Genomic DNA, 19585 nt, shown 5'->3' on the forward strand with positions numbered 1-19585 from the left:
TCGTCCCATATCCGCTGTCATCCCGGACGAGCGAAGCGCAGATCCGGGATCCATGCCAGAACCTCACTCGGAAGCGCTCCGGCATGGATCCCGGATCGGCGCCGCTTCGCGGCTTGTCCGGGATAACCATCCGGTTCTTTGGCCAGCTACTCCGCCGCCGTACCCGCCGCCTGCCAGGTCAGCGTCTGCGCCTCGTGCAGCGCCTGGTAAGGCCCGCCGGCGCGGATGAGATCCTCGTGGCGGCCCTGCTCGGCGATGCCGGCCGGCGTCACCACCACGATGCGGTCGGCATGACGGATGGTGGCGAGGCGGTGGGCGATGACCAGCGTCGTGCGCCCCTGCGCCAGCTCGGTCAGCGATTGCTGGATCGCCTTCTCGGTCTCGGTGTCGAGAGCGGAGGTAGCTTCGTCGAGGATCAGGATCGGCGGGTTCTTAAGGAAGATGCGGGCGATGGCGAGGCGCTGCTTCTGGCCGCCGGAGAGCTTGACGCCGCGCTCGCCGATCACAGTGTCCAGCCCCGCCGGAAGATCGGCGATCATTCGGTCGAGCCGCGCCCGGCGGGCGGCCTCGACGATCTCCGCTTCCGAGGCGCCGAGCCGGCCATAGGCGATGTTCTCGCGGATGGTGCCGGCGAAGAGGAAGACATCCTGCTGGACGATGCCGATCTGGCGGCGCAGCGAGGCGAGCGTCAGCTCGCGGAGGTCGAGACGATCGACGGTGATGCGGCCGGCATCGACCTCGTAGAAGCGCGGCAGCAGCGAGAGCAATGTCGTCTTGCCCGCTCCCGAAGGGCCGACGAAGGCAACCGTCTCGCCGGCCCGGATCGCGAGGTCGATATGGGACAGGATCGGCCTGTCCTTGGCATAGCCGAAGCGCACGCCCTCGAAACGGATGGTCCCCTTGAGCGGCGGCGCCTCGACCGCATCGGGCGCATCGGCGATATCGGGCTCGGTCGCGAGCAGTTCCTGGTAGCGGCGGAAGCCGGCTATGCCCTTCGGATAGGTCTCGATCACCGCCGCGATCTTGTCGAGCGGGCGGTAGAAGACGCCGACCAGCAAGAGGAAGCCGACGAAGCCGCCGATGCTGAGGCTGCCCTGCACGACATACCAGGTGCCGGCCAGCATGACCGCGAGCTGGACCAGGCGCATGCCGAGATAGTTCAGCGCCTGGCTCGCCGCCATGATGCGATAGGCTTCGAGCTTGGTCGAGCGATAGCGCTGGTTGTCGCCGGCGAAGAGCGCGCGCTCATGGGCCTCGTTGGCGAAGGCCTGGACCACGCGCATGCCGCCGATATTCTCCTCCAGCCGGGCGTTGAAGGCGCCGACGCGGCCATATTGCGCCTGCCAGTTGGTGGTCATGCGGCCGCCATAGCGGGCGACGATGAAGCCGGCGAGCGGCACGATCAGCGCCGTGATCAGCGCCAGATGGACATGGACCGAGAGCATCAGCAGGAAGGCGCCGACGAAGGTCATCACCGCGATGAACAGATCCTCCGGCCCGTGATGGGCGACCTCGCCGATCTCCTCCAGATCCTTGGTGACGCGGGCGACGAGATGGCCGGTCTTCTGGTCGTCGTAGAAACGGAAGGAGAGCTTCTGCAGATGGTCGAAGGCGCGCCGGCGCATCTCCGTCTCGATATTGATGCCGAGCCGGTGGCCCCAATAGGTCACGATCGCCATCAGCCCGGTGTTGAGCCCATAGATCGCGAGCAGCAGGACGCCCGCGAGCAGGATCAGCGGCCAGTCGCCGCGCGGCAGCAGGAGATCGACGAAGGCCTTCATCGCCATCGGGAAGCCGAGCTCGAGCAGGCCGGACAGCACGGCGCAGCCGAAATCGACCAGGAACAGCGTCCGGTGCGGGCGATAATAGGCGAAGAACTCTCTCAGCATGGCGCGCTCATAGCAGATCGGAGCCGTTTTGCGTCAGCTTCACGGCAACAGCCCCGATATCCCGCGACCGATGCCGGGAGTCCGCCCCGATGCTCCGATGACCCCGTTTCCCAACGGCGCGGTGCCACTTTCCTTCGCCATGCTCTAGCTTCGCCTCATGTGGCAGATTCTCTCGACCTACTGGCCGCACATCCTCGCCGTCATTTCCGTGGTGATGGCGGCCGTGGCCGCCGCGCATGCGGTGATGACCAAGGACGAGGTGCGCGCCGCCATCGGCTGGGCGGGCGTCATCATCCTGTCGCCGATCGTCGGCCCGCTCCTCTATGCCGTCGCCGGCGTCAACCGCATCCGCCGCGCCACGATCCTCTCGCAACGCCCCGGGCCCGGCGCCGCCGCGGATTCCACCCGACGCTTCCATATCAGCCATGACGAGGTCGGCGAGGTCTTCGGCCAGCGCTTCGCGGCGCTGAAGACGCTGGGCGACCGCGTCGCGCGCCATCCGCTGACCAAGGGCAACCAGATCGAGACGCTGCACACCGGGGACGAGGCCTATGCCGCCATGCTCGCCGCCATCGCAGCGGCGCAGCGCAGCGTGATCCTGGAGACCTACATCTTCGACCGCGACCCGCTGGGCCTGAGGATCGCCGATGCGCTGATCGCGGCCTCGAGACGCGGTGTCTCCGTCCGCGTGCTGATCGACTCGGTCGGCGCCCGTTACTCGGTGCCCAGCATCGTCGGCCCCCTGCGCAGCGGCGGCGTCACCGTCGCCGTGTTCAACGGCAACATCATCATGGGCTTGCGGTTGCCCTATGCCAATCTGCGCACCCATCGGAAGATCATCGTCGTGGACGGCGCGACCGCCTTCATGGGCGGAATGAACATCCGGCAGGGCTTCACGACGGAATTCGCGGGCGAGGCCTCGGCCCATGACACGCATTTCCGCATCACCGGGCCGGTCGTCGCCGACCTCTTCGCCGTGGCGGCCGAGGATTGGCGCTTCGCCACCGGTGAGGCGCTGACCGGCGCGGACTGGGCGATGCAGGCGCCGGCACCCGTCGAGCGGCCGGTGCTGATGCGCGCCGTGCCCTCCGGCCCCGACTCGTTCCTCGAGACCAATCACAAGCTGCTGATCGGTGCGCTCTCGGTGGCGCGCCGCTCGGTCAGGATCATGTCGCCCTATTTCCTGCCCGACCAGGAACTGATCAGCGCCCTGGTGACGGCGGCGCGGCGCGGCGTCGACATCGACATCGTCGTGCCCTCGGTCAACAACCTCGTGCTGGTCGACCGGGCGATGACGGCGCAGTTCGACCAGATCCTCAAGAACTACTGCCGGATCTGGCGCGCAACCGGCCCCTTCGACCATTCCAAGCTCTTCGCCATCGACGGAAGCTGGGCCTATGTCGGCTCCTCCAATCTCGACCCGCGCTCGCTCCGGCTGAATTTCGAGATCGACGTGGAGGTTCTCGATCCCGGCTTCGCACGCGGGATCGAGGCCCGGATCGACGCCGTGATCGCCAAGGCCGGCAAGGTCACGCTTGCCGGCCTGCGTGCGCGGCCCTATCTCGTACGTCTGATGGACCGGGTGATCTGGCTCGGCTCGCCCTATCTCTGACGAAACGGTGACGAGCCCGGCCTCCTCGGCAGTATAGACTGCGGGTCCGCCCGATTCGATTCCGTGCCGACACAGGCTGGCGCAGCGATGCAGAAGAAGAGCCCAAGCCTGCGGGCCAGCATCATCTCCTCGCTCCGCCAGCGCAGGAACCGGACGGGAACCCTTTCCGGCATCGCCGGCGAACGGCTCTCCGGCACGCTGGTCGCGTCCTACAATGTCCATAAATGCGTCGGCGTCGACGGCCGCTTCGATCCGGAGCGGATCGCCCGCGTCATCGCCGAGATCGGCCCCGACGTCATTGCCCTGCAGGAGGCCGACAAGCGCTTCGGCGAGCGCGAGGGCCTGCTCGACCTCACCTGGCTCGAGCAGGAAACCGGGCTGGTGCCGGTCCCGCTCGGCAATGCGAGCCGGGCCCATGGCTGGCGCGGCAATGTCGTGCTGTTCCGGCGTGGCATCGTACAGGACGTCCATCAGGTGAGCCTGCCGGGGCTCGAGCCACGCGGCGCACTCGTCGTCGATCTCGACCTCGAAAGCGGCGCGGCGCTCAGGCTCGTCGCCGCTCATTTCGGCCTGCTCCGGCGCTCGCGCTCGCAGCAGGCGCGCCGGCTGATCGAGATCATGCAAAGCCGGGACGAGCGCCCCACCCTCCTGCTGGGAGACCTCAACGAATGGCGCCTCGGCGAGCGCTCCTCGCTCAAGGAGCTGGGTCCGGCCTTCGGCAGGCTGCCGGTGCCGGTGCCAAGCTTTCCCTCCGGCCTGCCGCTCCTGGCGCTCGACCGCATCATCGCCAACCGGCCGGAAATCCTGTCCGATGTCGAAGTCCACGACACGCCGCTGGCAAGGGCCGCCTCGGACCATCTGCCGATCAAGGCCTATGTCGATCCCGGCCTGCAGGGCCTCGCCCTTCCCGAGAGCGCGGAAACCGATGCCGCGACAGCAAGCGAGGCCACGCACACCATGCTGTCTGAACGCCCCCTGCCCTTGCCGGAGGCGCTCTCGGGCGACACCGGCGAGCGGCGCAACCGCGAACTCGTCCGGAAAGCCGGCGTCCGCCTGAAACGGGCCGTCAGCCGCACCTTGCGGCGGCGCGAGCCTCCTTCGCGCTGATGAAACAGGCGCACCCCGCCCCTCGTCGCGCCGGTCATGACCAGCATGCGCGGGCGTGCTGGCCAGCCGGGACAAAGCCGGCAATGTGGGACGTTCCAGAGTCGCTCGTCTCCCGGAGTTGAGATGCCGGATTCCTCCCCAACGCCTCAGCCCGAAAGCCGGAACGCGGCGCTCCCAAAAGACCGGAACGACGCCCCCGCCGAACACCCGGGCGCGGTGCAGCTCTTCCTGATCTTCACGCGCATCGGGTTGACCAGCTTCGGCGGCGGCCTGAGCGGCTGGCTGCTGCGGGAGTTCGTGCAGCGGCGCAAGCTGATGAGCGAGGAGGATTTCCTGAACGGGCTCTCGATCGCGCAGGCACTGCCGGGGGTCAACGTCACCAATATGGCGATCTGGATCGGCTACAAGCTCGGCGGGCGCAACGGCGCCATCGCCTCCTGGCTCGGCATCATCGTGCCGGCCGCCATCGTGATCACGCTGATCAGCACCGTCTTCACCGCGCTCGCCGGCTTCGAATTGACCCATGTCGCGCTTGCGGGCGCCGCCTGCGCCGCAATCGGGCTGTCGCTCTCGATGGGGCTCGTCGCCGCGCGGCGCGTGCCGCGCCGCGTGTTCCCGCTCGCGATCATGGCCGCCACCTTCGCCGCGGTCGCCATCCTGCAATTGCCGCTGATCTGGACGGTGCTCGTCGCCGGCTCGCTCAGCGTCGCCGTGACCTACCACCAGGGCTGACGGACAATGCCGGCCATCGCCATCAGCATCCTGCTGGTCTTCCTGCCGCTATCGCTGGTGACGATCGGCGGCGGGCAAAGCGCCGTTGCAGACATGCACCGCCAGATCGTCGACGTGCATGGCTGGATGACCGCCTCCCAATTCGTCGACGCCTTCGCGATCTCGCGGCTGGCGCCGGGCCCGGGCTCGCTGCTCGCGACGCTGATCGGCTGGCGCATCGCCGGCTTCTGGGGCGCGCTGGCGGCGACCATCGGCATCTTCGGGCCGACCGCGCTGCTGATCTACGGTGTCGCCCATATCTGGTCGCGCTTCGAGGGCGCGCGATTGCTCAAGGCGCTGGAAAGAGGCCTGCGGCCCGTCGCGGCCGGGATGATCCTGGCGGCGAGCTACGTGCTGATCAATTCGCTCGACAGCGGCTGGATCGGGCGCGGGCTGGCGTTGGCCTCGACCGCGCTGCTGATGGCGACGCCGATCAATCCGCTCGTGCTGATCGGCGGCGGAGCGGGCTGCTTCGTCCTGCTGCACATGGCGGCGCTGATTTGAATCGCTTCGCAGAAAATGGCGCGACCTACGGGAGTCGAACCCGTCTCCCCAGCGTGAAAGGCTGGTGTCCTAACCGATAGACGAAGGTCGCGTGCTCTCGCGGCCGGGGCCGCGTTGCGAAGCGGGGCGAGGTATAGTGGCGGGCGTGCCGCTTCGCAAGCACCCGTTCACAAGAATCGTGAGCCGACCTCCCATTTTCAAAGCAAGCCGGGCGGCCGCGCCTAGACGACCCTGACGAGATCGAGGATCCGCAGCTCCGCCGTCTCGTTGCCGCCCCAGCGATTGAGGCTCAAGGTCGCGGCGAGATGGACCATTTCGCCGCGGGCTGCGATCAGGGCCTGCCCGAGCGGCTCCTGTGCCGCGCGGAAGGCGACGCCGCCGATGCTGGCCCCATCGCCGCTGCGCAGCTTGATACGGATATGGCCGCCACTGCCGATCGGGATGGCATCGGTCAAGCGATGGGCGGGGAAGACGAAGACCGGCTCGGGGCTGCCTGAGCCGAAAGGTCCGGCCTTCTCGATCTCGGCGATGAGGCGCGGGCTGGCGCCCCCCGCGCTCAAGGCGGCATCGACCAGCAGCGCCTCGGCCTCGCTGGCGCCTGCGACCTCGCGCGCAAGATGCTCGTTCAGGAAGGCGTGGAAGGCATTCGCCTGTCCGCGCCCGAGCGTCACGCCGGCCGCCATGGCGTGGCCGCCGCCTTTCACCGCCATGCCGGCCTCGACCGCCGCGCACACGGCCCGGCCGAGATCGACGCCCGCGACCGAGCGGCCCGAGCCGGTGGCGCCGCCCTCCCCGTTCAGCGCCAGCGCGAAAGCCGGGCGGCGGAAGCGCTCCTTCAATCGTGCCGCCACCAGCCCGACGATGCCGGGGTGCCAGTCGGCGCTGCCCGCGAGCAGGACCGGCAGGCTCTCATTCGCGCCGGCGAGCTCATGCTCCGCCTGCGAGACGGCCTCCAGCACGGCGAGGCGCTCGATCTCCTGCCGCTCCTGGTTGAGGCGGTTGAGCTCGGCGGCGATGGCACGCGCCTCGACCTCGTCGGCGGTGAGCAGGAGGCGGGCGCCGAGAGCGGCATCGCCGATGCGCCCGCCGGCATTGATGCGCGGGCCGAGCAGGAAGCCGAGATGCCAGGGCTGGACCGGCCCGTCGAGGCCGGCGACATCCATCAGCGCGGTCAGGCCCGGCCGGATGCGCGCGCGCATCATGGCGATGCCCTGCCGGACGAAGGCGCGGTTCAGCCCACGCAGCGGCACGACATCCGCGACCGTTGCCAGCGCGACGAGATCGAGCATCGCGAGCAGGTCGGGCTCGCCACCACGCTCGGCCCAAATACCCTGCCGGCGCAGTTCCCGGCTGGTCGCGACGAGGGCGAGGAAGACGACGCCGGCGGCGCACAGATGCCCCAGGCCGGAGAGATCGTCCTGACGATTGGGATTGACCAGCGCCTCGACGGCCGGCAGCCGCTCCGGCGCCTGGTGATGGTCGAGCACGACGACATCGAGCCCGAGCCGGCGGGCCTCGGCCAGAGGCTCATCGCTGGTGGTGCCGCAATCCACGGTCACGAGCAGCGTCGCGCCCTCCGCCGCCAGCATGCGGATGGCCTCGCTGTTGGGGCCGTAGCCCTCGATCAGCCGGTCGGGGATATGGATGCGCGGGCGGGCGCCGGCCTGCTCCAGGAAGCCGGCAAGCAGAGCGGAGGAGCAGGCGCCATCGACGTCGTAGTCGCCGAAGATCGCGACCTGCTCGCGGGCGGCACCGGCCCGCGCCAGCCGCGCGGCGGCGGCTTGCATGTCCGTGAGGATGGCGGGATCGGGCAGGAGATCGCGCAGCTTCGGCTCGAGGAAGCGCAGCGCCTCGGCCGGCTCGACATCGCGGGCGGCCAGCAGGCGCGCGAGGATGTCGGGCAAGCCCTGCTGCTGGCTCAACGCCTCGGCGCGGCCGAGGCCGGCCATGTCGAGCCGGTCGCGCCAGGGTCGGCCGAGCGCCGAACGGGTCACGCCGAGAAAAGCACGGGGCTGCATCAGACTCATCGTGCTCCCGGCGTCGCGCAAGCGGGACGGAAGGTCAACCAGCGTCGAACTTGGCCGGCCGGTAACCGGGCGCCATACTGTGCACAAGCAGCCGGCCAAGGCGCAGGATCGGACAGGAAACGCGCATGGAAACAGAAACCGACGTCGTCATCGTCGGCGCCGGCCTGTCCGGCCTCGTCGCCGCCTGCGAGATCGTGGATGCGGGCCGGAAGGTCGTGCTGCTCGACCAGGAGCCGGAAGCCTCGCTCGGCGGACAGGCCTTCTGGTCCTTCGGCGGACTGTTCTTCATCGACAGCCCGGAGCAACGGCGGCTGCGCATCCGCGATTCGCGCGAATTGGCGGCGGATGACTGGTTCGGCTCGGCCGGCTTCGACCGGCCGGAGGATGAATGGCCGCAGCGCTGGGCAAAGGCCTATCTCGATTTCGCAGCGGGCGAGAAGCGGGCCTGGCTGCACGGCATGGGCATGCGCTGGTTCCCGGTCGTCGGCTGGGCCGAGCGCGGCGGCTATCTCGCCACCGGCCACGGCAATTCGGTGCCGCGCTTTCATGTCACCTGGGGCACCGGACCCGGCGTGCTGGAACCCTTCCTGCGCCGCGCCAAGGAGGCCGAAGCCAAGGGGCTGCTCTCGTTCCGCTTCCGCCACCGCGTCACCGGCATCACGCAGAGCGGCGGCGCGGTCGATGGCGTCGAGGGTGAAGTCCTCGAGCCGAGTGCCGTCGGCCGTGGCGAGAAGAGCGGCCGCACCGTCGCCGGGCATTTTTCACTGAAGGCGCAGGCGGTGATCGTCACCTCCGGCGGCATCGGCGGCAATCACGACCTCGTCCGGGCGAATTGGCCGGAACGCCTGGGCAAGGCCCCTGCCCGGCTGCTCTCCGGTGTGCCCGATCATGTCGACGGCGCGATTCTTGCGGTCGCGGAAGCCGCTGGCGGCCGGCTGATCAACGGCGACCGGATGTGGCACTATGTCGAGGGCATCGCCAATTGGGCGCCGATCTGGCCGCGGCACGCGATCCGCATCCTGCCCGGTCCCTCCTCGCTCTGGTTCGATGCGCGCGGCAACCGGCTGCCGGTGCCGCTCTTTCCCGGCTTCGACACGCTGGGCACGCTCGAGCACATCATGAAGACCGGCCATGGTCATTCCTGGTTCGTGCTCAGCCGCAGCATCATCGCCAAGGAATTCGCGTTGTCCGGCTCGGAGCAGAACCCGGACCTCACCGGCAAGAGCTGGCGGCAGGTGCTGAAGCGCGCGGGCGGCGGCGTACCGGGGCCGGTGCAGGCCTTCATGGACAAGGGCGAGGACTTCATCGTCGAAACCGACTTCTCGCGCCTCGTCGCGCGCATGAATGCGCTCGCCGGCGAGGCGCTGATCGACGAGGCGCATCTGCGCGGGCAGATCGAAGCGCGTGACCGGGCGCTCGCCAACCCCTTCGGCAAGGACATGCAGGTCGTAGCGCTGCGCGGCGCGCGGGCCTATCTCGGCGACCGATTGATCCGCACGGCAAAGCCGCACCGCATCCTCGACCCCGCCCATGGTCCGCTGATCGCGGTCAGGCTCAACATCCTGACGCGGAAGTCGCTGGGCGGGCTGATGACGGATCTGTCGTCGCGCGTGCTCGACGCCGTGGGCGAGCCGGTGCCAGGGCTCTATGCGGCGGGAGAAGCGGCCGGCTTCGGCGGCGGCGGCCTGCATGGCTACCGCGCGCTGGAAGGCACCTTCCTCGGCGGCTGCATCTTCTCGGGGAGGGCGGCCGGGCGAGCGGCCGCGGAGGCAGTGGGATAAGACCGGCGGCGTAGCGCCGTCATGCTCGGGCTTGACCCGAGAATCTTATGACGATGGAGGCTCCAGCGCCTCTCTCGGCCTGAGATTCCCGCGTCAAGCCCGAGAATGACGCCCTATTGCAATTTCCGGCGCAGGCCAAAGGCCGGCGCCGGAAACACGGCTCCGCTCAATCGAGCTGGAACTTCGAGAATTCGCGATGCTCGCCGAAGATGCGGCGGACCGTGCCGGTGATCGAGCGATAGACCAGCGTCTCGGTCTCGATGAAGTCCTTGCCGAACTTCACGCCCGAGAGCAGCCCGCCATCGGTGACGCCGGTGGCGCAGACGATGACGTCGCCCGAGGCCATCTCCGACATGTCGTACTTCTTGTTCGGGTCCTTGACGCCCATGCCCGCCGCGCGCACGCGCTTCTCCTCGGTGTCGAGGATCAGCCGGCCCTGCATCTGGCCGCCGACGCAACGCAGCGCAGCCGCCGCCAGCACGCCCTCGGGCGCGCCGCCGATGCCGAGATAGAGGTCGATGCCGGTCTTCTCCGGCTGGGTGCAGAAGATCACGCCGGCCACGTCGCCGTCGGTGATCAGGCGGATCGAGCAGCCGGTCTTGCGGACCTCCTCGATCAGCTTGGCATGGCGCGGGCGGTCCATGATCAGCGTCGAGATCTCATGCGGCTTCACGCCCTTGGCCTTGGCCAGCGCGTTGATGTTGTCGGCCGGCGAGGCGTCGAGGTCGATCACGCCTTTGGCATAGCCCGGGCCGCAGGCGATCTTGTCCATGTAGACGTCGGGTGCGTAGAGCAGGCTGCCGGCGCCGGCCATGGCCATCACGGCGATCGAGCCCGGCATGTCCTTTGCGCAAAGCGTCGTGCCCTCGAGCGGGTCGACCGCGATGTGCACCTTCGGCCCCTGCTTGTTGCCGACCTTCTCACCGATGAAGAGCATCGGCGCCTCGTCGCGCTCGCCTTCGCCGATGACGATCTCGCCATCGATGGGCAGGCGGTTCAGTTCGCGGCGCATGGCGTCGACGGCGGCCTGGTCGGCGGCCTTCTCGTTGCCATGGCCTCGCAGGCGCGCGGCGGAAACGGCGGCGCGCTCGGTGACGCGCACCAGCTCCATCGAGAGATAGCGCTCGATGATCTGATCCGGGGAGATACGGAGATCGACGGACATGAAATGGTTTCCCCTTGCAATATGGCGGGCGGAATCGACCCGAAGGCCTATTCCCGCTCTATGCGGATGACTTGCGGCGGTTCCGCGACATGGCCGTCGGCCGTGACCTTTTCCAGCGCCGCCCGGATGGCGGATTCGCTCGTGGCGTAGGTGATGAGCACGACCGGCACCGGCGCGCCCGAGCGGCCGCCCGGATCGCGGTTCACGGCTTCCGGCGAGCGGCGCTGGACGATGCTTTCCAGCGAGATGTCGGCTTCGGCCATGCGGGTTGCGATCGCAGCCGCAGCACCGGGACGGTCCGCTACGGCAAGGCGGACATAGTAGCCGCCTTCGTGACGCTGCATCGGCGCGCGCGTCGGCTCCTCCAGTCGCCCGACCGGCAGGCCGAAGGGCAGTCCCGCCGTGCCGCGCGCGACATCGGCGATGTCGGCCACCACGGCCGAGGCCGTCGGATCGCCGCCGGCGCCGGGGCCGACCAGCGTGATCTCGCGGACCGCGTCGGCATCGATGCTGACGGCGTTGAGCACGCCCATCACCTGCGCGATGGCGGAGGCTTTCGGCACCATGGTCGGGTGCACGCGCTGCTCGATGCCGGTCTTGGTGCGCTCGGCGACGCCGAGCAGCTTGATGCGGTAGCCGAGCTCGTCGGCCATGCGCAGATCGAGCGGCGTGATCGCGGAAATGCCTTCGACATGAATCGCTTCGGCGTCGATCTTCGTGCCGAAGGAGAGGCTGGTCAGGATGGCGAGCTTATGGGCGGTGTCGAAGCCCTCGACGTCGAAGGTCGGGTCCGCTTCGGCATAGCCGAGGCGCTGGGCGTCCGCCAGGCAGGCTTCGAAGGTCAGCCCCTCCTGCTCCATCCGCGAGAGGATGTAGTTGCAGGTGCCGTTGAGGATGCCGGAGATGCGGCTGACATTGTTACCGGCCAGCGCCTCGCGCAGCGTCTTCACCACCGGGATGCCGCCGGCCGAGGAGGCCTCGAAGGCGAGCGCCACACCGTTGCTCTCGGCGAGTTCCGCGAGCGCGACGCCATGGGCCGCAAGCAGCGCCTTGTTGGCGGTGACGACATGCTTGCCGGCCGAGAGCGCGGCCTCGACCGCCGCCTTGGCCGGGCCGTCCGAACCGCCCATCAATTCGACCACGCAATCGACCTCGGCCGATTTCGCCAGCGCCACCGGATCGTCGAACCAGGTGAAACCGCCGAGATCGATCCCACGATCGCGCTTGCGGTCGCGCGCCGAGACGGCGACGACGCGGATCGCCCGGCCGCAGCGCGCGGCAAGCGCGTTCTCCTGCCGTTGCAGGATCTTCAGCACCGAGGCGCCGACCGTGCCGAGACCGGCGAGGCCGATGCGCAGAGGCTGGGAGACGTTCGGGAGGACAGCGCTGGTCATGGGCGCGGGGTCGCATGAGGCGCGATGCGTGTCAACGGAGAGCGACACTCCCAGCCCTGCGAAATCGCTCCGGCACGACTAGCGCTCGGCCGAAACGACGAAGGCGGAGATGCCTCCTTCGATCGGGCCGGAGCCGAAGCGAAGCTCCAGCGCCTTCGCCACGGCCTCGGTCGCGGCCGCCAGCCCCGGCGCGCCGCGCGCCTCGATCTCGCCGCGGATCGGCGTGCCCTGGCAGAAGCCGGTCGCGACATCCAACGCGGAATTGGCGCGGGAACGCTTCTCGACGCGCTCGATCACCGGCATCCCGAAGCCACCGGCCATGACATCGAGCTCGATCATTCCGAGATCATGATAGCCATGCGGCGTGCGCTCGATGAAACGCGGAGGATCGGCCGGAAAAACCTCGGCCAGCGCGTCCAGCAGCACCGCCGTGAAATCGTTGCGGGCGACCGCATCCCAGACATTGAAGAGATAGCGCCCACCCGGCCGCAGGACACGCCGGGCCTCGCGATAACCCTTCGGCTTGTCGGGGAAAAACATCGCGCCGAACTGGCAGGCGACAACATCGAAACTCTCATCCGCGAAGGGCAGATCGAGCGCGTCCGCTTGCCGGCAAACGATCCTGGCGTCCCCCGCAAACCGTGCGGCGGCGATGTCGAGCATCGCCTGGTTGAGATCCGTCGCGACGATGCTCGCCCCATCGAGGCGCGCCGCCATCGCATGCGTCAGAGCGCCGGTCCCCGCCGCGAGCTCGAGAACATGAGCGGGCCGAGCGGCCATGACGCGAGCCGCCAGATCCTCGGCATAGGGTTGAAAGATCAGGGGTACGAGCAGCCGGTCGTAGATCTGCGGAATGGGACCGGTGAAAACCTTGTCCGTCTCTTCCATGGCAGCACCTGTCGCAGCAGCCCTCGCGCAGGATAGCCCAGCGACTGACGTAACGGAACCGCCTTGTTCGGAGCCGCGAATTGCGGGACTCAGCGCTGATCCAACCGACAAGCCGCTTCAGCGGCCCCCGCAACGCCTCTCAGCCGAAATGGCAGATCACCTCGGCGGCGACGCGCTTCACCTTGCCGTCATCGAAGGAGAGATAGACCCGCAGCAGATTGCTGACGAAGGCCGTCGCCTTGATCGTGCGCAGCGCTTCCAGCGTCTGGCCTTCCGAGACCGTGCTGTTCTCGACGTCGGGCGTCCAGAACCACGGCTTCGGCGGATCGATCGTCGCATCGGCGAGAATGCGCTCGGCCTCCGCCCTCTCCGTGCCGATCGGGATCCGCCGCGAAACCACATCGGTCACGTCGCGCGCGCATTCGCGGGCATTGCCGGATGACGCCAGGACGTCCCGGACCAAATCGGAGCTGGTGTCGGTGATGCGGCCCTTGGAGTAATCATAGGTCGCCACCAGGCAGACCGCCGCGAAAGCGGCGAAGCCGATGCCGATAAGGCGGCCTTTTCGTTGCATGGAAGCGAGCCCCGGACGCGATACGGAATCTCCCTTCCGCACCGTCCCGGTTCCCATGTTTTGGCGGCGGGGTCCAGAGGCAGCGCAAAGCCGCCACCGTCATTCTCGGGCGAAGCGAAGCGCAGACCCGAGAATCTCATGCGGGATGAGGCGCCTCTCCTTCAGGAGATGCTCGGGCCAGGCCCGAGCATGACGGCCCTGACGGTCGAAACGCCGCGCCCTACCCCGCCTTCGGCATCTGGATGACGTTGTGCAGCGTCGCGTCGGCGCCCTTCAGGAAGCGGCCGATATTGCGGGCGGCCTGGCGGATGCGTTGCTCGTTCTCGACGATGGCGATGCGGACATAATCGTCGCCATGCTCGCCGAAGCCGATGCCCGGCGCCACCGCGACCTCGGCCTTCTCGATCAGGAGCTTGGAGAACTCCAGCGAGCCGAGATGGCGGAATTTCTCCGGGATCGGCACCCAGGCGAACATCGAGGCTTCCGGCGCGGGGAAGTCCCAGCCGGCCTTGCCGAAGCTCTCGACCAGCGCGTCGCGGCGCTTGCGGTAGATGTCACGCATCTCGCGGATGCAGTCGTCCGGCCCGTTGAGCGCGGCGGCGGCGGCGACCTGGATCGGCGTATAGGCGCCGTAGTCGAGATAGGATTTCACCCGCGCCAGAGCCGCCAGAAGCCGCTCATTGCCGACCGCGAAGCCCATGCGCCAGCCGGCCATCGAGAAGGTCTTCGACATCGAGGTGAACTCGACCGCGACATCGATCGCGCCCGGCACCTGCAGCATCGAGGGCGGCGGGTTGTTCTCGTCGAAATAGACCTCGGCATAGGCGAGGTCCGAGAGCAGGATGAGCTCGTGCTTCTTCGCGAAGGCGACGAGGTCGCGGTAAAAATCGAGCGTCGCGACATAGGCGGTCGGGTTCGCCGGATAGCAGGTGACGAGCGCGATCGGCTTCGGCACCGAATGCATCACCGCCCGTTCCAGCGCCGGGAACATCGCCGGCGTCGGCTCGGCCGGGACGGAGCGAATCACGCCGCCCGCCATCAGAAAACCGAAGGCATGGATCGGATAGCTCGGGTTCGGCACCAGCACGACATCGCCCGGGCCGGTGATGGCCTGCGCCATGTTGGCGAAGCCCTCCTTCGAGCCGAGCGTCGCGACGACCTGCGTCTCGGGATTCAGTTTCACGCCGAAGCGACGCTCATAGTAGTTCGCCTGGGCCCGGCGCAGGCCGCCGATGCCCTTCGAGGCCGAATAGCGGTCGGTGCGCGGCTTGCCCGCAGTCTCGACCAGCTTCTCGATGACGTGCTTGGGCGCCGGCAGGTCGGGATTGCCCATGCCGAGGTCGATGATGTCCACGCCCTTGGCGCGCTCGGCGGCCTTGATCTTGTTGACCTGTTCGAAAACGTAAGGCGGCAGGCGCTTGATGCGGTGGAAATCGGTCATCTCGAACAGGTCCCTGAAGCACCGATCCGGAAAGTGGCGTCCACTTCCCGGAAAATCCGATGCGATAACAATAGGATAGACCACCGCTGCCGCGTCCGTCGGACGCGCGACGATCTACCCTCCGGCCGGCGGCATCGCTCATGCGCAAGGTCACTTCCTTGCGCCAAGGCTGCTTAGCACCGCATCTTTGTTCAGGACAGGGCCAAAAACGCAAGAAATTGCGATCTTCGACCAATAGGCGAACAGGCCTGGGCGCCTGCCCGCAGGGCTTACGGCCCGGAGAGCGTCAGTTCAGCGGCGGAATCTGGGCCGGCTTCGGCGGCGTCGTCGCGGCTCCGAGGGATTTCGCCGTGTTGCCGGCCGCCTCGTTGACCTTCTGCTTTGCCGCGAGCTGCTTCTCGATCGACTCGAAGCCCGCCCGCGGCTTGCAGGGATCCTTGGGATCGCGGATCGGCGGCGGCGTCCTGAAGCGGGCGGCCTGGCCGGAGGGCACATAGGCCGGCGGAGGATTGGGGCCGGGGCAAAGCTGCGCCACCGGGATCGACGAGCCCACCGGGATATACTCCATCTCCGCCGGGCGGGTCGCGCGGACGAAGGCTTTCGATTCCTGCGGCGTCGTCGCCATGCCGATGGCCTCGGCCGAGCTCTTGACCGGGCCTTCCCCGACGCAGCCGGCCAGGGAGAGCCCCAGCAGCGCAGCCGACAGGATGAGCGGCTTTTTCACGGAGAGTTCGATCGGCATGAGGACTTCCGGCGGTTCGACGAATTTTCTTGGTAAAGCACACCGGCCGCGTCCTTAATAGGACCAAAATGGGGAGCGATGCGCTAACCTCAGAACAAGGGGGAAACGATTCATGGGCCGGCAGGGCGACGACCGATCGAAGGAAGCGGCTGGCGCGTCCGGGACGCCGACCCCGGATCTCGATCAGTTCGCGCAGAATATGGGCCGTCTCTTCGAGGAGTACGGCAAGGTCACGGCCGCCTATCTGAAACCGCTCGAACGCGGGCAGGCCAAGACCGGGCAGGCCGACGAAGCCAGCGACATGGTCAAGACGCTGGGGCGGGTCGCCGAGCGCTGGGTGAACGACCCGGCGAAGATCATCGAGGCCCAGGCCTCGCTCACCGGCGAATTCTTCAACCTGTGGAGCGCGGCGCTGAAGCGGGCCGCCGGCGAGGAGGTCGCCCCCGTCGCCGAGCCGGACAAGCGCGACACCCGCTTCAAGGACCCGGACTGGTCGAACCACCCGACCTTCGACTTCATCAAGCAGGCCTATCTCATCGGCTCGCGCTGGGCCGAGACGATGGTCGACAAGGCTGATGATCTCGACCCGCATACGCGCAACAAGGCCCGCTTCTACATCAAGCAGATCGCCAGCGCCCTCTCGCCCACCAATTTCGTCGCGACCAATCCCGAACTGCTGCGCGAAACCCTGGAACAGAACGGCGAGAACCTGGTGCGCGGCATGAAGATGCTCGCCGAGGATGTCGAGGCCGGCGGCGGCGAATTGAAGATCCGCCAGTCGGACGCCCAGTCCTTCGCGGTCGGCGTCAACATCGCGACGACGCCGGGCAAGGTGATCTTCCGCAACGAGATCATAGAGCTGATCCAGTACGCGCCCTCGACGCCGCAGGTGCTGAAGCGGCCGCTGCTGATCGTGCCGCCCTGGATCAACAAGTTCTACATCCTCGACCTCAATGCCGAGAAGAGTTTCATCCGCTGGTGCGTCGCGCAGGGGCTCACGGTCTTCTGCATCTCCTGGGTCAACCCGGATGCGCGCCATGCCGGCAAGGATTTCGAGAGCTATATGCGCGAGGGCATCTTCGCGGCGCTCGACGCCGTCGAGGAGGCGACGGGCGAAAAGAAGGTTTCGGCGATCGGCTATTGCGTCGGCGGCACGCTGCTGGGCGTGACGCTGGCCTATATGGCCGCGATCGGCGACAAGCGCATCGAGAGCGCGACCTTCTTCACCACCCAGGTCGATTTCTCGAAGGCCGGCGAGCTTTCCGTCTTCGTCGACGAGGAGCAGATCCGCGCCATCGAGGAGCAGATGGCGAAGACCGGTTTTCTCGACGGCTCGCGCATGTCGGGCGCGTTCAACATGCTCAGGCCCAACGACCTGATCTGGTCCTATGCCGTCAACAACTACCTGAAGGGCAAGGCGCCCGCCCCCTTCGACCTGCTCTACTGGAATGCGGATTCGACGCGGATGCCGGCGGCGAACCACTCCTTCTATCTGCGCAACTGCTATCTCGACAACAAGCTCTCCCGGGGCGAGATGGTCATCGGCGGCAAGATGCTCGACCTGAAGGCCGTGAAGATCCCGGTCTACAATCTCGCGACGCGCGAGGACCACATCGCGCCCGCCCCTTCCGTCTTCATCGGCTCGCAATGCTTCGGCGGCCCGGTGGAGCACGTCGTCGCAGGCTCCGGCCATATCGCCGGCGTGGTCAACCCACCCGCCAAGGTGAAGTACCAGTACTGGACCGGCGGCCCGGTGAAGGGCTCCTATGAGAGCTGGATGGACAAGGCGCAGGAGCATCCCGGCTCCTGGTGGCCGCATTGGTTCGCCTGGCTGGAAGCGCAGGCGCCGAAAAAGGTCGCCGCGCGCGAGCCCGGCGGCGGCAAGCTCAAGGCGCTGGCGGACGCGCCGGGGACCTATGTGAAGGTGAAGGTCTAGCCTCCCCTCCTCGGGCCCGCGATGGGAAGAAGGCAGAGGCTCGGAGCAAAGGTCTTCGCCCGCCCGCGTCGCCGCGTTCGGTGGTGGTGAGGGGCAGCGGAGCGCCGCGAGGCGCGGTTGGATATAAAGCCGCTTCCATTGAGCCAGGATGCGGCGCGGAAGGATTGAGCCACCCTCCGCACGCCCCGTGGCGCTCCGCTTGTCGGCGTTCTTCAGTCTCTGGGCCGCGCTTATCGGGCCTGTGGCCATCTTTCGCCGCGAGCCCTTTCGACGCCAGTTCGGCTCAGCGCCTTGTCGCGTCTACTCGGGCATGGGACGAAGGCGTGATGCCATCGGCCGTTCCCAGCGAGCTCCTCGCACAGGGATCGTAGTGTCCCCAGGGCGGTGCCCCAAAGCCTCCCGGGAGTGGATCGTGACTCCACCCGCAGGCGCCGACCTCATCCCCACCAACGGCACACCTCCGGATGGCTGCCCCTCGGGGATGAGGTAGCCCGAGGATAAGCCGGACGGAAAGCGCGGGGATAAGTCGAAGACCAGTTCACAGCGCATGGGCAGCCGCCCGCGCACGGCTTTGCAATCCACCGATGCTGTAACACCGCATTCTTCTTATCCTGGCATAACGATTGCCTGACGGAGCGAATCATATAAGCGCAGCCTTGGGTTGGCCTACGGAGACAGACGATGCATGCGGGCGCGGGCGGGCGTTTTCGGTACGATCTGAAACTCACCAAGGTAGGCCGGAGAAAGGGTTGGCTTCTTGCTGGCGTCAGCGGCGCCGCGCTCGCCTGTTCGCTGCCCTCGGCGGTATCCGCAGCGACATATTTCGCCAGCAACGATGGCCAATTGCGCAGTGCCATCACCACGGCGAATGGCGATGGCGACCCCAGCTCGACGATCGTGGTGACCCAGAGCTTCACTGTCGGCTCAACCAGTTGGCCCACCACGCTCAAGCCGATCACGATCGACACTCAAGGTTTCGTACTGACTCCTCAGTCGTCGAGCGGTGCGATTGCTTTGATAGGCAATAGCAACTTTACGCTCATGGGTACGTACCAAGGCGCTGGCGGCGCGTCTGGCGGATCGGCCATTAGCGTCCGGCAGGGTACGTCCGTCACGAATTTTGGGCTCCTTCAGGGCGGCTCTGGCTCGGCGGGAGTGGGGGGCTACGGTGTCGAGCTTGGTGGCCCGGGAGCTGCTCCCATGCTGACGAACCATGGCGTCATTCGTGGCGGGGCAGGAACGCCAACCGGCCAATCAGCCATCCTCGTGCGCCAGGGCGGGAGTCAGATTGTCAATACCGGGACGATCGAAGCAGGAGCTGGAAGCCCCGCGATCAGGGCGAACGGGCCTGCCGTCAACCTCGACATCATCAATAGCGGCACGATCCGGGCCGGCGCCGGCCAGAACAACGCGATTCAGCTGGCTCCAGGCGTGACGACGGGTGCCATCCATCTGGAGCTTCAGGACGGCTCGCAGGTCTTCGGCAACGTCATCGCGAACCCGGCTGCGGTCGGTGACAGCCTTCGTCTCAGCGGAACGGCCAGCAACAGTCTTGATCTTTCCCAGTATCAGAATTTCGACAGCTTCGAGAAGGTCGGGACCGGCACCTGGTCCTTGACGGGCACCAGCAGCTTCACCGGCCCAACCAGCATTGCTGGCGGCACGCTTTCGGTGAACGGCTCGCTCGCCGGCTCGGCGGTGACGGTCCAGTCCGGCGCGACGCTCGCCGGCAGCGGCACGGTGGGGGCGACGAC

14 protein-coding genes, 1 tRNA gene and 1 pseudogene are annotated in these 19585 nt (G+C 67.6%); 7 read left to right on the plus strand and 9 right to left on the minus strand.

Translation table 11 applies throughout. From position 1 onward, the window contains the following. Positions 1 to 146 precede the first annotated feature (146 nt). Positions 147 to 1889: an ABC transporter ATP-binding protein gene (locus GGC47_RS16535; protein WP_142020738.1), complete on the minus strand. Its 1743-nt coding sequence runs from the start codon at positions 1887 to 1889 to the stop codon at positions 147 to 149. Between the two features lie 157 nt (positions 1890 to 2046). On the opposite strand from GGC47_RS16535, the gene GGC47_RS16540 reads away from it, so the two are divergent. From GGC47_RS16540 to GGC47_RS16555, 4 genes and pseudogenes are all read left to right on the plus strand, one after another. After that, the gene (locus tag GGC47_RS16540; RefSeq protein WP_142020737.1) at positions 2047 to 3501 is read left to right on the plus strand and encodes a phospholipase D-like domain-containing protein; all 1455 of its coding nucleotides are present in this window, start codon (positions 2047 to 2049) and stop codon (positions 3499 to 3501) included. Positions 3502 to 3588: 87 nt separating this feature from the next. Continuing rightward, a pseudogene (locus GGC47_RS16545) lies at positions 3589 to 4383 on the plus strand (endonuclease/exonuclease/phosphatase family protein); the annotation flags it as partial. 348 nt (positions 4384 to 4731) lie between these two features. Then, entirely contained in the window at positions 4732 to 5340 is a 609-nt protein-coding gene (locus tag GGC47_RS16550) for a chromate transporter (RefSeq protein WP_142020735.1), read from the plus strand. Positions 5341 to 5346: 6 nt separating this feature from the next. Next, positions 5347 to 5883 (plus strand): chromate transporter, encoded by a 537-nt coding sequence (locus GGC47_RS16555; protein ID WP_142020734.1) that lies wholly within the window; start codon positions 5347 to 5349, stop codon positions 5881 to 5883. 16 nt (positions 5884 to 5899) lie between these two features. Here GGC47_RS16555 and GGC47_RS16560 read toward each other — a convergent pair. Together GGC47_RS16560 and recJ are read right to left on the minus strand one after the other, a co-directional pair. Further along, a tRNA-Glu gene (locus GGC47_RS16560) sits at positions 5900 to 5974 on the minus strand. Between the two features lie 130 nt (positions 5975 to 6104). Next, positions 6105 to 7901, minus strand: coding sequence for a single-stranded-DNA-specific exonuclease RecJ (gene recJ, locus GGC47_RS16565; RefSeq protein WP_429068528.1), 1797 nt, complete (start codon positions 7899 to 7901; stop codon positions 6105 to 6107). Positions 7902 to 8035: 134 nt separating this feature from the next. On the opposite strand from recJ, the gene GGC47_RS16570 reads away from it, so the two are divergent. After that, positions 8036 to 9691, plus strand: coding sequence for an FAD-binding dehydrogenase (locus tag GGC47_RS16570; RefSeq protein ID WP_142020732.1), 1656 nt, complete (start codon positions 8036 to 8038; stop codon positions 9689 to 9691). Positions 9692 to 9857: 166 nt separating this feature from the next. Here the strand turns inward: GGC47_RS16570 and glpX are convergent, their stop codons facing one another. The 6 genes from glpX to GGC47_RS16600 all read right to left on the minus strand — a co-directional run bounded on the left by glpX (position 9858) and on the right by GGC47_RS16600 (position 15895). Continuing rightward, positions 9858 to 10856: a class II fructose-bisphosphatase gene (gene glpX / locus GGC47_RS16575; protein WP_038368195.1), complete on the minus strand. Its 999-nt coding sequence runs from the start codon at positions 10854 to 10856 to the stop codon at positions 9858 to 9860. Between the two features lie 47 nt (positions 10857 to 10903). Next, positions 10904 to 12250 (minus strand): homoserine dehydrogenase, encoded by a 1347-nt coding sequence (locus GGC47_RS16580; RefSeq protein ID WP_133565613.1) that lies wholly within the window; start codon positions 12248 to 12250, stop codon positions 10904 to 10906. Positions 12251 to 12328: 78 nt separating this feature from the next. After that, positions 12329 to 13138 carry a class I SAM-dependent methyltransferase gene (locus tag GGC47_RS16585; protein WP_429068529.1) on the minus strand — a complete coding sequence of 270 codons (810 nt, stop codon included), beginning with the start codon at positions 13136 to 13138 and terminating at the stop codon, positions 12329 to 12331. A 139-nt stretch (positions 13139 to 13277) separates the two neighbouring features. Continuing rightward, the gene (locus GGC47_RS16590; protein ID WP_038368203.1) at positions 13278 to 13712 is read right to left on the minus strand and encodes a hypothetical protein; all 435 of its coding nucleotides are present in this window, start codon (positions 13710 to 13712) and stop codon (positions 13278 to 13280) included. Positions 13713 to 13932: 220 nt separating this feature from the next. After that, positions 13933 to 15153, minus strand: coding sequence for an LL-diaminopimelate aminotransferase (locus GGC47_RS16595; RefSeq protein WP_112761900.1), 1221 nt, complete (start codon positions 15151 to 15153; stop codon positions 13933 to 13935). Between the two features lie 286 nt (positions 15154 to 15439). Continuing rightward, the gene (locus tag GGC47_RS16600) at positions 15440 to 15895 is read right to left on the minus strand and encodes a hypothetical protein (protein ID WP_038368206.1); all 456 of its coding nucleotides are present in this window, start codon (positions 15893 to 15895) and stop codon (positions 15440 to 15442) included. 112 nt (positions 15896 to 16007) lie between these two features. On the opposite strand from GGC47_RS16600, the gene phaC reads away from it, so the two are divergent. Together phaC and GGC47_RS16610 are read left to right on the plus strand one after the other, a co-directional pair. Continuing rightward, complete coding sequence (gene phaC, locus GGC47_RS16605; protein ID WP_112761898.1) at positions 16008 to 17831, plus strand: class I poly(R)-hydroxyalkanoic acid synthase; 1824 nt, start codon at positions 16008 to 16010, stop codon at positions 17829 to 17831. A gap of 681 nt (positions 17832 to 18512) precedes the next feature. Further along, positions 18513 to 19585 (plus strand): autotransporter-associated beta strand repeat-containing protein (locus GGC47_RS16610; RefSeq protein ID WP_429068530.1); only part of this gene is annotated, 1073 nt, incomplete at its 3' end.

The organism is Allobosea sp. OAE752 (genome assembly GCF_050433265.1).
GTDB classification, from domain to species: Bacteria; Pseudomonadota; Alphaproteobacteria; order Rhizobiales; family Beijerinckiaceae; genus Allobosea; species Allobosea spartocytisi.